Here is a 13,394-nt window from a genome sequence, read left to right on the forward strand (position 1 = left end):
AGGTTATGCGGGAGGCGGCGCGAAGGTCGGGCATCATGGCTGTGTGAGGAAAGCCGCCGCGATTCCCCTGTCAGTGCTCGGCCTCGGCGTCGCCGGTGCCGGTTACGCCGCCGTGATCGAGCGGAACTGGTTCCGGCTGCGCCGGTTCGACGTCCCCGTTCTCGCTCCCGGGCAGCGGCCGGTCCGGATCCTGCAGATCTCCGATCTGCATCTCACCCCCCGCCGCGACCGGCTGATCAAGTGGGTGCGGTCGCTGGCGTCGCTCAACCCCGACCTCGTCGTGAACACCGGCGACACGCTGGCGCACCCCGATGCGGTCGAGGCGTACATGCGTGCCGTGGATCCGCTGCTCGACCGGCCGGGCCTGTTCGTCTACGGCTCCAACGACCTCTATGCCCCCCGGCCGAAGAACCCCGTCCGCTACCTCTGGCGTACGTCGAAGGGCGACTCCCGGCAGCACGTGCCGAACCTGCCCTGGGAGGAGCTCGGCGCCGCGATGCGGGAGGCCGGCTGGCTGGACATGAACAACACGACGGCCCGCCTGAAGGTGGCCGACCTCGACGTCCACGTGGGCGGGATCCACGACTCCCACATCGACAGGGACCGCTACGACGACATCGCCGGCCCGGCTCCCGCCGACGCCGACCTCCGGCTGGGCGTCATGCACTCGCCCGAGCCGCGCAACATGTCGCGCTTCGCCGACGACGGATACCAGCTGCTCCTGGCCGGCCACACCCACGGCGGCCAGCTCTGCATCCCGTTCTACGGCGCCCTGGTCACCAACTGCGGCATCGACCGCGCCCGGGTCAAGGGGCTGAGCAGGCACGAGAGCTCCTGGCTGCACGTCTCGGCCGGCCTCGGCACCTCCCCGTACGCGCCCGCGCGTTTCGCCTGCCCGCCCGAGGCGACCCTCCTGACCCTCGTCCCGCGCCGGCCGGTCGCGTCCGATGGCACAAGCGGCCGCAAAGTCCGCTAGACTTGCCGAGGCGCTGGACGAAAAGTCCAAGCGACCGGGGTGTAGCGCAGCTTGGCAGCGCGCTTCGTTCGGGACGAAGAGGCCGTGGGTTCAAATCCCGCCACCCCGACCATGCAGTACCAGCTGAGAGGCCGGTTCCGAAGATCGGAACCGGCCTTCTGCGTTGCTGAGTGACTGCCTCTCCACGCGGAGCAGAGTGGCATCGTGTCCTTCTGGGGGGCCGACGAGGTTGAGCTCGCCGGCCCGCCATCTGCCTCCTACCGCACCGTCAGCTTCTGGTAGTCGGCGGCGTGAGGCCGGTAGGTCGGGTTGCCGGAGTAGGCGACGTGGACCGTGTAGTTCCCGCGCTGCAGATCGGCGGTCCGCAGTGTGAGGTCGTGCGACTCGAACACCTCGATGTACTGGGTGTCGTTGATGGCCCGGTGATCGGTGTCGATTGTTCCGGTCACCGGGTCTTCATGCGACATAGATCTATGGGGACGGGGCCGACCGGTACGCGACCGGCCCCGGTTCAGTAGCGGGAATGCGCCGTGGCCGGTCGGGTTAGGCGCAGTTGATGGCGGTGTAGGAGGGGTTGTAGGTCGAGGTGACCTGCCGGCCATCGATCGTCGCGGTCGCCGTCACGGTCGCACTGCCCGTGGCGATCTGCCCGGCCCTGGCGCTGAAGGACTGGTAAGCCTGCTTGCCTTGGGCGACGTTGGCCACTGCCTTCGAACCGTAGGGGGTGGTCAGCGTCACGTTCGCCGGCACGGCGGCGTCGTTGACCGCGGTCACGGCCACGTACGCCGTGGTGCCCACGCAGCGGGCGGTGGCGGTCACGGTCAGCGCGAGCTCCGGAGCGACCGGCACCGTGAACGACGCCGTGCCTTCCGACGCCTTCAGGTAGTCGATGCCGAGGTACTCGGCCTTGACCGTCCGGGTACCCGCGGGCAGACCCTCCGGCAGCGTGACCGTGGCCGCGCCGTCCTCCAGGTAGGCGAGCTTCGACCACGAGCCGATGCTGAACCGCACCTGACCGCCGGTCTCGAACCCGTCGGCCGCCTTCACCGTGGCGGTGGCCGTGGTCGTCTGGGCCCCGCTCGCGTACGGCTTGACAGCCACCTCCGTGGTGGTCGCGACGTCGCTGTTCGGGATCTTGCGGATGTCGTTCCACTCGCGGAGGGTGATCGGGATCACGGTGCCGTGACGCGGACGGACGACGCCCGCGTTGGTCATCGTGATCGCCTTGGCGTTCCAGGTCGGAGCCTCGATGTTCTCGTGGCACGCGGCCTGGTAGCCACCACCGTTCGTGTACCGGTCACCCCAGAGGTAGAACTGGCCGGGGCAGGAGGTGTCACCAGGGTTGGCCTTGAAGATGATCGGCCCCTCGTACCCCTGGTCGGCGACCCACGTCGTGCGCCCCAGAGCCGGAGCGAGCAACTTCCAGTTGTTGATGTTGCTGTCCAGGAAGTCGGTGTGCTTCTCCGAGAAGATGTCCGAGCCCTGGTTGCCGGCCTCGTTCTTGGTCACGCGGTAGTAGTAGTCACCGACCCGGATCGCGGTCGTGTCGATCCGCGACAGAGGGGCCGGGTTCTGCCAGACCTTGGGAGCCGAGAACGTCTGGAAGTCGCGCGTCGTGGTGTACCACATCTGCGCGTTCCCCTGACCGGTGCGGTTCACGGGGTCGTTCCACAGCGACTGTGCCCAGAACACGGCGTAGGCGCCGATCTCCTCGACCCACAGCGACTCGGGTGCGAAGGCGTTGCCCGCGTTGTCGGGCGCGACTTTCACGTGCCGCTGAGGAGTCCAGTGCACGAGGTCGTGCGACTCGAACACCTCGATGTACTGGGTGTCGTTGATGGCGTAACCGCCCTGGTCGTACCAGTTGAGGTCGGTGGCGATCATGTAGAACGTGTCGCCGTCGGGTGAGCGGACGATGTGCGGGTCACGAAGGCCCTGGTCGCCCAGCTGGGAGATGAGCGACGGCCGGCCTCCGGTCAGCCCGGTCCAGTCCAGAGCGGTGTTCCCGTTGGACGTCGCGAACATGATCTGCTCGCCGTCGGCGATCCCCTCGCCCTTGAAGTACCCCAGGAAGTACCGCTCGCGCTCCTCGGAACGGGGCATGGCGGTGATGGTCACCGGGAACGACTTCGTCTGCGAGGCCGACCCCTTGGTGATGGTCGCCGTCAGTACGGCGTCGGCGTCCGCACGGCCGAAGGCCGGGCGGGTCACCTCACCCTTCGGGGTGACGAGGTCGGTGGTTGACTTCCAGGTGATCGTGGATCCGAACTCACCGGTGGCGGGAAGGTCGAGGTTTCCGCGTACGTCGTCGGTGTCGTGCAGGGCCAGGTCGAACGTGTCACGGCCGACCGCCTGCGCGTCGTCGAACTCGGCCTTCACCACAACGGGGATCTCCCGTGTGGTGACCTCCTGGGCGCCCTTACGGACAGTCGCCGTGAGCGTGGCCGTCGCGTCGGGCTGCCCCTTCGCGGGCCGGGTGATCCTGCCGGTGACCGCGACCTTGCGTGCGCTGGGGAGGGCCGGCGGGGTGTAGACCTGGACGACCGACGGGTCCGAACTCGTCCACGTGATGGTCGAGCCCGCCACGGAGCCCACCTTGGGCAGAACGATGTCGCGTACGATCGCACTGGTCAGGCCGAGGTCGATGGCTTCGGCGTCGGCGTGAACGCCGGTGGAGACGGTCCTTTTCGCCAGGGCGAGTGTCTCGTCGACGCTCACTGCCCGGTCGTAGACCCGGAAGTCCCGGAGCGTTCCGCGGAACGAGTAGTGGCTCGACGTCTGCGAGCGAGCGAGGAAGTTGCAGTTGGTCCCCGCGGCGTTCACCGACGGCGGCGTGGTCAGGTTCGTGGACGTCGCGTGCAGCACACCGTCGAGGTAGAGCCTGCCGGTCCAGCTCGTGCCGTTCGCGTTCAGCGACTGGGTGTAGGTGACGTGTGTCCAGGCTCCCTCGGTCATCCGGACGCGGTTCTGCTGGAGGTTCGCCGAACCCACCGCGACGCGGAACCGCTGGGTGTTCGACGCGAAGATGGAGCCCTGGGCGCCGGTGTCGACGTCGCACGAGCCGGACTTCGCGCCGAAGCCCCACATCTGGTGCTCGCCGACGTTCGCCGGGTCGATCCACACGTCATAGTCGACGGTGAGGTTCGACATGCCGGCGGTGAGGTTGTTCGGCAGCTTCACATACGCACCGTCGAGGGCGCTCTCGTAGGAGTCGGGGTTGAACCTGACTCCATCGCCGGTCAACGTCGCCTTTCCCGGATTCACGAGCGTGGCGTTCGCCGCCGAGCCCGCGCTACCCGAGTTGACCAGCGTCGTTCCACTGGTCTCGTTGAGGGCGAAGTGGTGCACCAGACCCTCGTTGAGCTCCTCCTCGGCGGCGTGCGAGGGCGTCGCCGCGAACGAGACCGAGAGAAGCGCACCCAGTACCAGGCCCGCGACACCTCTGCCCTTGCGACTCAGCCTGTGACGTGACCTTTGCTGTCGCACTCTCAATTGGTCCTCCTTGATCCGGTCACTGTGATCAGGCCTCGTTGAGCGCTCCGACGAGACGAGGGCAGCACAGACAAAGTTCACCTCGCTGTGAGACATGGGGGGACGGCGTGAACTGGGGGGAGACTGGGCTATATGTCGCAGGTGTCCGGGTCTTGGATGCAGACATTAACCTCCAGCCCCAGCGAAAGATAGCCTCACCATAAGTAAGCTTTGTCAGTGAACCGATGAAAGCTAGGCATGACCTGGATAAAGACCTCATTCCTGGGTGACTACGGCTGCGGAGGGTACGGACTTTCCACCCGAGGTCACTCCGAGTGGAACCACCCGGGCTGCTCGACTCGGTTTCGGGCGGAGAGAGCCGTACCTTGGTGATCTGCGCGGAGGCGGGACCAGAGAAGGGGCCAGCATGAGCAACCGGGGCCAGGAGGTCGCCGTAATCACCGGCTTGACCGTCCAGGGAGACATCTCCGGCCGTGCCACCGCCGAACGGGTCATCGCGGCCGGCGTGCTCCACGTGGAGACCGCCCTCTCCGTCACCAGCGGCCGGAGCGCAGGGCGCCGACTCCTGTGAACGAGGCACTGACCGCCCTCGGGGTGAGCGCTCCCGTCCTGGCCGCGCCGATGGCCGGCGGCCCGGGCACGCCCGCCCTGGTCGTCGCGGCGGCGCGCGCGGGCGGCCTGGGCTTCCTGGCCGGCGGGTACAAGGACGCCGGCGCGCTGGGCGAGCAGATCGACCAGGTACGCGCCGGTGAGGTCCCGTTCGGGGTGAACCTCTTCGCGCCCAACCCGCTGCCGGTCGATCCGGCGGAGTTCCGGCGCTACGCCCGCACGATCGCCCCCGAAGGCCAGGCGTACGGCCTCGACCTCCTCGCCGCGGAGGCCGTCGAGGACGACGACCACTGGTCCGACAAGATCGAGCTGTTGCTGTCCCGACCGGTTCCGGTGGTCAGCTTCACCTTCGCCGTTCCGCACCCGGCGGTCGTCAGGGCACTGCGCGCCGCCGGCACGCTCGTCGTCCAGACCGTCACCTCACCCGCGGAGGCGCTTCAGGCCGCGGAGGCCGGGGCCGACATGCTGGTCGTTCAGGCCTCGGCCGCGGGCGGCCACTCGGGCACGTTCACGCCCCGGCGGACCCCCGCCGACGTGCCGCTCCCCCGGTTGCTGGGCGAGGTGGCGGGCCGCGTGTCCCTGCCCCTCATCGGCGCGGGCGGGCTGGCCACCCCCGCCGACGTGGTCCGGGCGCTGGGGGCCGGCGCCGCGGCGGCCATGGTCGGCACCGTTCTGCTGCTTGCCGACGAGTCCGGGACGTCGCTCCCCCACAAGGACGCGCTGGCGGGCGCGGCGGACCGGGGAACGGTGGTCACCAGAGCCTTCACCGGCAGGCCGGCACGGGCCCTGCGCAACCGCTTCACCGACCGCTACGGCGATCTAGCGCCCTTCGGCTATCCCGCGCTGCACCACCTGACCGGCCCCATGCGCCGGGCCGCGGCAGCCGCCCGGGATCCGGAGCGGATCAACCTGTGGGCCGGCACCGGCCACCACCACGCCACTCCCGAACCCGCCGCCCGGATCCTGCGACGGCTCGCATCCCGCCTCTGAGGAATCAGGGCGTCGGGCAGGGCGACGACGTCACTCCGCCGCGTGCGCGGAGCACCTCGCGGCCGCGCCGCGACTCGGGGAAACGATCGAGCATGGCACGCAGTCCGGCCGCGTGGATGTTCGCGCCGAACGGCTCCGTGCCCGGCTCCGTGCGGACGCCCTCGGCGAGCGGGCCGGCGATCACGGGGTCGAAGCCGAGCGCGTCCACGATCGAGGCGACGACCTCGACGTCCTCCGGATCGTCGCCGGCGACGGCGATCGCGCGGCGGCCGGGAGCGCCGGCGGGACGGGCGCTCTCCTCCAGGTCGTGGTAGCCCATGTGGTTGAAGGCCTTGACGACCCGCGCGTGCGGCAGGAACGCCTGGACGATCTCGCTGGAGGACGTGCGCGGGTCGGTGAGGTCGTCCCGGGCCCCGTCCACGTCCTGCCAGTAGTTCATCGCGTCGAGCACCAGCCTGCCCCGCAGCGCTTCGGCGGGGACGTCGCGATGCTTGCCGAGTGGCAGGGCCAGCACCACGGCATCCGCCTCGGATGCGGCCTCCACCGCGGTCACCGCGGCCGCGCCGGGCGTGACGACCTCGACGGTGAGGGAGATCCGTGCGGCCTCCCCGGAGCCCGCTATCAGGACGCGGTAGCCGGCCGCCACGGCGAGGCGGGCCAGGACGGTGCCGAGCTTGCCCGCGCCGAGGATGCCGATGGTGCGGACATCGCCTGGTTTCATGGTCGCTCCAAGTCGCCGATGGGTCACGCGTGGACCGTGCCGGCTGCGAGCAGCTCGCGTACGCGCGGGGCGACCTCTCGGCCCAGCAGCTCGATCGTGCGAGCACGGGCGTCGCGAGGAAGGTGCATGATGTCGTACTTGAGATCGAAACGGCTCAGGCAGAGATCGTGGGCCACCCTGACGATCTTGCGGGCAACCGTCTCAGGCGATCCCACGAAGAGCGCCCCGTCCTCGACCTCGGCTTCGTACCGCTCCCGATCGGGGGCGTAGAAGCCGCGCTCGGCGGCGAGATCCTCGACGACGGGCTGCCAGTACCGCCACCACGTCTCGACGGCCTCCTCGTCGGTGTCGGCGACGAGGCCGAGCGAGTGCTGGCCGATCGGCAACGCGGGACGACCGAAGCGCTGGAGCGCTGTGAGGTACAACTGGACGTTCCTGGCGAAGCGCTGGGGCCGTCCGCCGATGACGGCCATCATGAGCGGCAGGCCGTGACGGGCTGCGCGCACCACGGAATCCGGGCTGCCGCCGACGCCGATCCAGGTGGGGATGCCGCCCGGCCGCATCCGGGGATGCAGTCGCTGCCCGGTGAGCGGCGGACGCACCGTCCCGGACCAGGTCACCCGCTCCTCGCGTTCGAGCCGCAGGAAGAGGTCGAGTTTCTCCTCGAACAGCCGCTCGTAGTCGGCCAGGTCGTAGCCGAACAGCGCGAACGACTCCGTCGCGGAGGCACGGCCCAGCACGATCCGGGCCCGGCCGCCGGACACCGCGTCGAGAGTGGAGAACTCCTGGTACAGCCGGACCGGGTCGTTCGTGCTCAACACGGTCACGGAGGTGCCGAGCCCGATTCGCCGGGTGGCCGTGGCGATCGCGGCGAGCAGCACCGGGGTCGCGGAGTCGTTGTGTCCCTCCCGGTAATGCTCTCCCACGCTGAAGACGTCCAGCCCCACCGCCTCGGCCAGCCGGGCCTCCTCCACGAGCAGGCGTACGGTCTCGGCGTCGTCGAGCACGCGCCCGCCGTCCGTCGCCACCTCCCCGAACGAGTTGAGCCCCAGCTCGAAACGTGGGTGTTCGGTCCTACCGACGGACATGGTGCCAGACATACCGATCAACTCCCGTACGTGCGCCGACGGCCTGGAACAGGCCGCCTCAGCGACTCCGCATACCTGGGTACACGCCGGCGATCGGTAACTTCAATTGAACCGTGGTCACATGAAGTGGACCGACGAGGTCTCAGTCGAGATCGTCGACATCGAGGCCGGCCGCCTGGTCGAAGGCGCGGCGGTTGGCGCGGATCGCGTCCTGGTTGTCGGCCGCCCACCGGGTGAGCGCCAGGACGGGCTCGGACAGGGTGCGTCCGAACGGGGTGACCTCGTACTCGACCCGGGGCGGGATCTCCGGATAGATCAGGCGCTTGACGAGCCCGTCACGCTCCAGGCCGCGCAAGGTCAGCGTCAGCATGCGGCGGGAGATGCCGGGCGCCGTCCGCAGCAGCTCGGTGAAGCGCATCGGCCCCTTGTCGAGCAGCCCGATGAGGATCAGGCTCCACTTGTCACCGACCCGGTCCAGCACGGATCGGAGCACGTCCGGGTCGTGTTCGAGGCACGCCCTGCCCAGCGAACGCAGCACCCTGTCCGCCTCGGTCTGGTGTGACATGGGTTCCCGCCTGCTCCGTCACCCGAAAGTGACCAGGTCATGTTGCTGTTACCGGTTGCCGAAGAGTACATCGGCGACAGAAGCAACCTCCGGAGGAGGCGCGTCATGCCCGTCGCCCCACCTCGGCCGCCGACATCGGTCACGAATCGAGAAGCGCCGGACCCGGAGCCGCTCGTAGCGTGAGCTTCATGAGCACGACCCCTGAAGCGCGAAGGAGCAAAGGCATGAAGGCGCACGTCAGCTCGATCCTCCTCGGTGTCCGTGACATGGACCAGGCCAAGAGGTTCTACACCGAGGGTCTCGGCTGGAAGATCAAGAACGACTACGGCGTCTCGGTGTTCTTCGAGTCGGACGGAGCTTCGCCGGTCGGCTTCTACGGCCGCGACGGCCTGGCCGACATGGTGGGAACGAGCCGGGACGGCAGCGGCTTCGGCGGGCTCGTCCTCACCTACGTCGTCCGCAGTGAGGCGCGGGTCGACGAGATCATGGCAGAGGCCGAGAAGGCCGGCGCCACGATCCTCAAGGCCGCCGGCGCGCTGCCGTGGGGCGGGTACGGCGGCACCTTCGCCGACCCGGAGGGCTACATCTGGAGCCTCGGTTACAGCGCCCAGGGACAGGACCAGCCCTACGCGGAGTGACCCCGGCGCGCGGCTCCCAGACGCCCTCGGGGGCGGCGCCGGCCGGGCCTGGGCGCCGGAACAGACTGAGGCGGGCTCGGCGTCGTGCCGAGCCCGCCTGTCTCGGGTCCGCCCGGTCCTGGGGTTCAGCCGTCAGGACGTCCGGGTGGAACCTGTGTCATGCCTCAGCGCTGCAGGGTCAGCAGGCCCGGGCGGTAGGGCAGGAGACCGTAGTCGACACCGTCGGAGCTGGGGCTGCGGCCCTGGTAGAGCAGCTGCAGGTTGCAGGGGTCGACCGTCTTGGTCTGGTCGGGGTTGTTGCGGACCAGGTCACCGTGGCTGATGTCGTTGGTCCACGTGGCACCGCTGTTGGCCTTGCCGGCGAACGGGTTGCTCTCGGTCGCGGCGTTCGGCGTCCACGACCCGCTCAGGCTGTCGGCCGTGAAGGAGCGGAAGTAGCGGCCCCGCGAGCCGATCGCCTCGACGAGCATGAGGTACTTGTTCTGGTTCTGCAGCTTGTAGACCTCGACCGCCTCGAACAGGTTGTTGGTCGAGTCGCTCATGATCTGCGTGTAGTTCGAGCCGAAGCTGCCCGGGAAGTTCCCGATCGGCATGCTCTGCCGGTAGATCTTGCCGTTGTCCCCGGCGAAGAACAGGTACATGTTCTGGCCGTCACCGATCAGCGTCTGGTCGATCGGGCCGGTGCCCGAACCGGAGATGCTCGCGGTGGACAGCGTCTGCTGCGCCGACCAGCCGTTGGGGTTGGTCGGGTCGCTGGAGGTGCGGTAGGAGAACGCGGTCCCGCCCCACTGGTAGGCCAGCACCCAGACGTTCTTGGGCGCGAAGTAGAACAGCGTGGGCGCCACGGTGCCCGAGTTCATCTTGGTCTGGGTGGCCGAGGCCATGTCCGACCAGTTCGTGAACGTGCTGAAGCCCATCGAACCCCAGCTCGACCCGTTGTCGTGCGTGGTGGCGTAGACCAGGTGCTTGCCGTTGTAGACGACGTTGGTGAAGTCCTTCAGCGAGACCCACCCGGACTTCGGCTGCGCCAGCGCACCCGTCGAGGTCCAGCGGTACGACGACGGAAGCGGGCACGTGCCGGTCGGCGTCACCGACGGAGACGGAGACGGCGACGCGGACGGCGACTGGGACGGCGACTGGGACGGCGTCGAGCTGGGCGACTGCGTCGGGGTGGAGCTGGGAGTGGCGCTGGGCGTGCCCGGGTTGCCGGTGCAGGCCACACCGTTCAGGGAGAACGAGGCGGGCACCGGGTTGCTGCCGTTGTACGAGCCGTTGAACCCGAAGTTGGTGTTGCCGCCCGAGGGAATGGAGCCGTTGTAGGACACGTTGGTGGCGGTCACCGACGAGCCGGACTGACTGTTGGTGGCGTTCCACATCTGGGTGATCTGCTGGCCGGCGTCGAAGGACCAGGTCAGCCGCCAGCCGTTGATCGCGTCACCGAGGTTGTTGATGGTGACGCTGGCGTTGAAGCCGCCCGGCCAGCTCGAACTGATGACGTAGTCGACCCGGCAGGCCACGGCAGCCTGGGCGGGCTGGGTGGCCAGCAGGCCGGCTCCGCCGCCCAGCAGGGCCGTGACGGCGCCGATCGCGAGACCGCGGCGCGAGGCGGTCGTGCCGGCGGAGAGGCGCGATGACCGCGCTCGCCAGGGCAGATGCATTCGAATTCTCCTTGTGATCATTTATAGCCGCCGTCAGGGGCTGGTGCAGGTAGCGGTCGGGGTGGCCGCCGTGCCGTTGGCGGTGAAGCCGAAGGTGGTGGAGCCGCCGGCGGCGATGGAGCCGTTGTAGGTCTCGTTGCGGACGGTCACCGAGGAACCGGACGTGCTCTGCCGGCCGTTCCAGAGGCTGCTGATGCTCTGCCCGCCGGGCCAGGTCCACTTCACGGTCCAGCCGTTGACCGCCGAGCTGCCCGCCTGCACCGTCACCTCGGACTGGAAGCCGCCGCCCCAGCTGTTGATCGTCTTGATCGTCGCCGAGCATCCGCCGGGAACCGGGGACGTCGACGGCGAGGCCGACGGGCTCGCGCTGGGGCTCTGCGAAGGACTCGCGCTGGGGCTGACCGGCGGGGTGGGCGAGATGGTGGGACCGGAGTTCAGGGCGTTGAGGACCGCGTCGTAGGCGGGCTTCTTGTTGTTGCCGCTGAACAGCAGCGGGGTGTCACCGGACCGCCAGGAGTCCTGGTCGCGCACGCCCCACGTGGTGATGCCGTTGCAGCGGGGCACGGCGAGGCAGTCGTTGGTCACGGCCGCGTAGGTCGTGGGCGAGGCGCCCTGGATGTCCAGCTCGGTGATCTGCACGTCCACGCCCAGCGCGGCGAAGTTCTGCAGCGTGGTGCGGAAGTTGCTGTTGTACGGGCTGCCGCTGTTGAAGTGCGACTGGAAGCCGACGCAGTCGATCGGCACGCCGCGCTGCTTGAAGTCCTTGACCATGTTGTAGACGCCCTGCGTCTTGGCCCAGGTCCAGTTCTCGATGTTGTAGTCGTTGTAGCAGAGCTTGGCGGCCGGGTCGGCGTTCCGCGCGGTGCGGAAGGCCACCTCGATCCAGTCGTTGCCGGTGCGCTGCAGGTTGGAGTCACGCCGGCCACCGGAGTTGCCGTCGGCGAACGCCTCGTTGACCACGTCCCAGGCGTAGATCTTGCCCTTGTAGTGGGCCATCACGCCGTTGATGTGGTCGATCATCGCCTGCCGCAGGCTGCTGCCCGACAACTGCTGCATCCAGCCCGGCTGCTGGGCGTACCAGGCCAGCGTGTGGCCACGCACCCGCTTGCCGTTCTGCACGGCCCAGTTGTAGACCCGGTCGCCGCTGGAGAAGTTGAACTGGCCCCGGTTGGGCTCGGTGGCGTCCGGCTTCATCTCGTTCTCGGGCGTCACCATGTTGAACTCGCGGTTCGCGATCGTGGTGTAGTTCGAGTCGCCGAGCCGGCCTGCGGCGATGGCGGTGCCGAAGTACCGCCCGCTCTGCGCGGCGGCCGCGCCGAGCGTACTCGCCGCCGCACCCGCCGGCGTGGTCGACACCGCCACCGCGGCGACCACGCCGAGTACGCCGACGGCCGCGGCCATCAGAACCCGCGGGCTTCTGGAAGGCCGCGACGGAAGTAAGGCTTTGCTGCCCATGAGGGAGTGCTCCAGACTGAATCACGGGAAAAGCGGACAACGGGGGTCTCACCCACGCGATCGACGCCGCGTCCCGTGATCAGGGAACGCACACCACTGGGGCGTCGCGAAGGGCGGTCCTCACCGCTCACCACCACAGGGCAGGAGGAAGCCGCCTCGGGACACAGTTTGGAAACCACTCCGAAATGTGTCAAGCCCCGCAAGAAAGTTTCAGAGCGACGCTCTCGCCGTCACGGGCGGCGCCCGCTGATAACGCCTGATGAGGCGCACACCCGCCCGCGACCCTCCCGCAGGCGTGCGGGGCCGTCCTTGACGCCTCCTCTTCGTCTCGTATTGGCTCCGATCTGCCACCACCACCGTCTGACAGAGAAGGAACCGCGACAGGGAAAGCGTGTGAGCGCTAACAGCCGAACCGGGTCCGTCACCCGGCGGCCGGCGCGGGGCGGTCCGGGGGACAGACACCACGTCCCTGGAGCCGCCCTCCCGGACAGTCACCGATGAGGAGGTTCACGACCGCAGAGACGAACGTCCAGGACGCTCGCCTTCGTCGCGTCGTGCCGGCACCGGCGCAGCCGCGGGCCGTCCGCCCCTTCTCGGCGGCGTCCGGTTCCCCCTCGCCGCACCCGCCTGCATCACACAAAAGCCTTGAAACCTGACGAAAAGGATCTTAATCTCGATCCGGTCGACACAGGAGTTCTGTGCCGTCTCACGGGACAGTCGCTCAGGCCCTCGTGCACCTGGTGTCATGCATCGGAGGTACGGTGACACCGCACTCGACCCCGGCGATCGAGCACCACGGTCACCGAGCACGCGGTCTGGTGGCTGTGGCCCAACACCTGCCTGCTGCGCTACCCCGGCCGCGGGAACTTCATGGTCCTGCAGATCATCCCCGACGGTCCGGAACGCACGCGCGAGATCTGGGACTTCTACCTGGAGACCGCGGAGCCGAACGAGGCCGAGCGGGACAGCATCCGGTACATCGACGAGGTGCTCCAGGTGGAGGACATCGCCCTGGTGGAGAGCGTCCAGCGCGGGATGCGCACCCCCGCGTTCACCCAGGGGAAGATCGTCTTCGACCCCGACGGGTCCGGGTTGTCGGAGCACGCGGTCCATCACTTCCACGGCCTCGTCCTCGACGCGTACCGACGCGAACTCGGACGAGACCGCTCGTGACGAGGTGACACGGTCACAGTGAGCGTCTC

General features: G+C 68.8%; 11 protein-coding genes, 1 tRNA gene and 1 pseudogene. 6 read left to right on the plus strand and 7 right to left on the minus strand.

Annotated elements, in window-relative coordinates; genetic code table 11:
* Positions 1–43 precede the first annotated feature (43 nt).
* Together FED44_RS01940 and FED44_RS01945 are read left to right on the plus strand one after the other, a co-directional pair.
* A complete protein-coding gene (locus FED44_RS01940) occupies positions 44–976 on the plus strand; it encodes a metallophosphoesterase (protein WP_111700471.1) in 933 nt (310 codons plus the stop codon).
* Between the two features lie 35 nt (positions 977–1,011).
* Positions 1,012–1,088 (plus strand) — tRNA-Pro (locus FED44_RS01945).
* A 145-nt stretch (positions 1,089–1,233) separates the two neighbouring features.
* Here the strand turns inward: FED44_RS01945 and FED44_RS01950 are convergent.
* The gene (locus FED44_RS01950; protein WP_138459530.1) at positions 1,234–1,425 is read right to left on the minus strand and encodes a hypothetical protein; all 192 of its coding nucleotides are present in this window, start codon (positions 1,423–1,425) and stop codon (positions 1,234–1,236) included.
* Positions 1,426–1,519: 94 nt separating this feature from the next.
* The gene (locus tag FED44_RS01955; protein ID WP_167521359.1) at positions 1,520–4,462 is read right to left on the minus strand and encodes an immunoglobulin-like domain-containing protein; all 2,943 of its coding nucleotides are present in this window, start codon (positions 4,460–4,462) and stop codon (positions 1,520–1,522) included.
* A 412-nt stretch (positions 4,463–4,874) separates the two neighbouring features.
* On the opposite strand from FED44_RS01955, the gene FED44_RS35555 reads away from it, so the two are divergent.
* Both FED44_RS35555 and FED44_RS01960 read left to right on the plus strand, forming a co-directional pair.
* Complete coding sequence (locus FED44_RS35555) at positions 4,875–5,039, plus strand: hypothetical protein (RefSeq protein ID WP_167521360.1); 165 nt, start codon at positions 4,875–4,877, stop codon at positions 5,037–5,039.
* Positions 5,036–6,067: a nitronate monooxygenase gene (locus tag FED44_RS01960; protein WP_138459532.1), complete on the plus strand. Its 1,032-nt coding sequence runs from the start codon at positions 5,036–5,038 to the stop codon at positions 6,065–6,067. The genes FED44_RS35555 and FED44_RS01960 overlap by 4 nt, the downstream gene beginning before the upstream one ends.
* 4 nt (positions 6,068–6,071) lie before the next feature.
* Here FED44_RS01960 and FED44_RS01965 read toward each other — a convergent pair whose 3' ends face one another.
* The 3 genes from FED44_RS01965 to FED44_RS01975 form a co-directional block, all read right to left on the minus strand.
* The gene (locus tag FED44_RS01965) at positions 6,072–6,788 is read right to left on the minus strand and encodes an NADPH-dependent F420 reductase (RefSeq protein ID WP_138459533.1); all 717 of its coding nucleotides are present in this window, start codon (positions 6,786–6,788) and stop codon (positions 6,072–6,074) included.
* A 23-nt stretch (positions 6,789–6,811) separates the two neighbouring features.
* The gene (locus FED44_RS01970; protein WP_138459534.1) at positions 6,812–7,876 is read right to left on the minus strand and encodes an LLM class flavin-dependent oxidoreductase; all 1,065 of its coding nucleotides are present in this window, start codon (positions 7,874–7,876) and stop codon (positions 6,812–6,814) included.
* A 142-nt stretch (positions 7,877–8,018) separates the two neighbouring features.
* Positions 8,019–8,441 carry a winged helix-turn-helix transcriptional regulator gene (locus tag FED44_RS01975; RefSeq protein ID WP_138459535.1) on the minus strand — a complete coding sequence of 141 codons (423 nt, stop codon included), beginning with the start codon at positions 8,439–8,441 and terminating at the stop codon, positions 8,019–8,021.
* Between the two features lie 224 nt (positions 8,442–8,665).
* On the opposite strand from FED44_RS01975, the gene FED44_RS01980 reads away from it, so the two are divergent.
* Complete coding sequence (locus FED44_RS01980; protein WP_111700399.1) at positions 8,666–9,079, plus strand: VOC family protein; 414 nt, start codon at positions 8,666–8,668, stop codon at positions 9,077–9,079.
* A gap of 164 nt (positions 9,080–9,243) precedes the next feature.
* Here FED44_RS01980 and FED44_RS01985 read toward each other — a convergent pair whose 3' ends face one another.
* Both FED44_RS01985 and FED44_RS01990 read right to left on the minus strand, forming a co-directional pair.
* A complete protein-coding gene (locus FED44_RS01985) occupies positions 9,244–10,737 on the minus strand; it encodes a non-reducing end alpha-L-arabinofuranosidase family hydrolase (RefSeq protein ID WP_138459536.1) in 1,494 nt (497 codons plus the stop codon).
* Between the two features lie 33 nt (positions 10,738–10,770).
* On the minus strand, positions 10,771–12,138 hold the full coding sequence (locus FED44_RS01990) for a glycoside hydrolase family 10 protein (protein WP_208758788.1): 1,368 nt from the start codon (positions 12,136–12,138) through the stop codon (positions 10,771–10,773).
* Positions 12,139–13,005: 867 nt separating this feature from the next.
* Between FED44_RS01990 and FED44_RS01995 the strand changes: the two are divergent.
* A pseudogene (locus FED44_RS01995) lies at positions 13,006–13,365 on the plus strand (SRPBCC family protein); the annotation flags it as partial.
* Positions 13,366–13,394: the final 29 nt, after the last annotated feature.

The sequence above is a fragment of the Microbispora triticiradicis genome (genome assembly GCF_005864065.1).
GTDB lineage: Bacteria > Actinomycetota > Actinomycetes > Streptosporangiales > Streptosporangiaceae > Microbispora > Microbispora triticiradicis.

What these genes read in the sequence shown, in the direction of transcription:
- FED44_RS01980 (WP_111700399.1), top strand. Translation starts at nt 8,666, where the DNA reads ATGAAGGCGCACGTCAGCTCGATCCTCCTCGGTGTCCGTGACATGGAC.
- FED44_RS01975 (WP_138459535.1), bottom strand. Translation starts at nt 8,441, where the DNA reads ATGTCACACCAGACCGAGGCGGACAGGGTGCTGCGTTCGCTGGGCAGG.
- FED44_RS01985 (WP_138459536.1), bottom strand. Translation starts at nt 10,737, where the DNA reads ATGCATCTGCCCTGGCGAGCGCGGTCATCGCGCCTCTCCGCCGGCACG.
- FED44_RS35555 (WP_167521360.1), top strand. Translation starts at nt 4,875, where the DNA reads ATGAGCAACCGGGGCCAGGAGGTCGCCGTAATCACCGGCTTGACCGTC.
- FED44_RS01965 (WP_138459533.1), bottom strand. Translation starts at nt 6,788, where the DNA reads ATGAAACCAGGCGATGTCCGCACCATCGGCATCCTCGGCGCGGGCAAG.
- FED44_RS01990 (WP_208758788.1), bottom strand. Translation starts at nt 12,138, where the DNA reads ATGGCCGCGGCCGTCGGCGTACTCGGCGTGGTCGCCGCGGTGGCGGTG.
- FED44_RS01970 (WP_138459534.1), bottom strand. Translation starts at nt 7,876, where the DNA reads ATGTCCGTCGGTAGGACCGAACACCCACGTTTCGAGCTGGGGCTCAAC.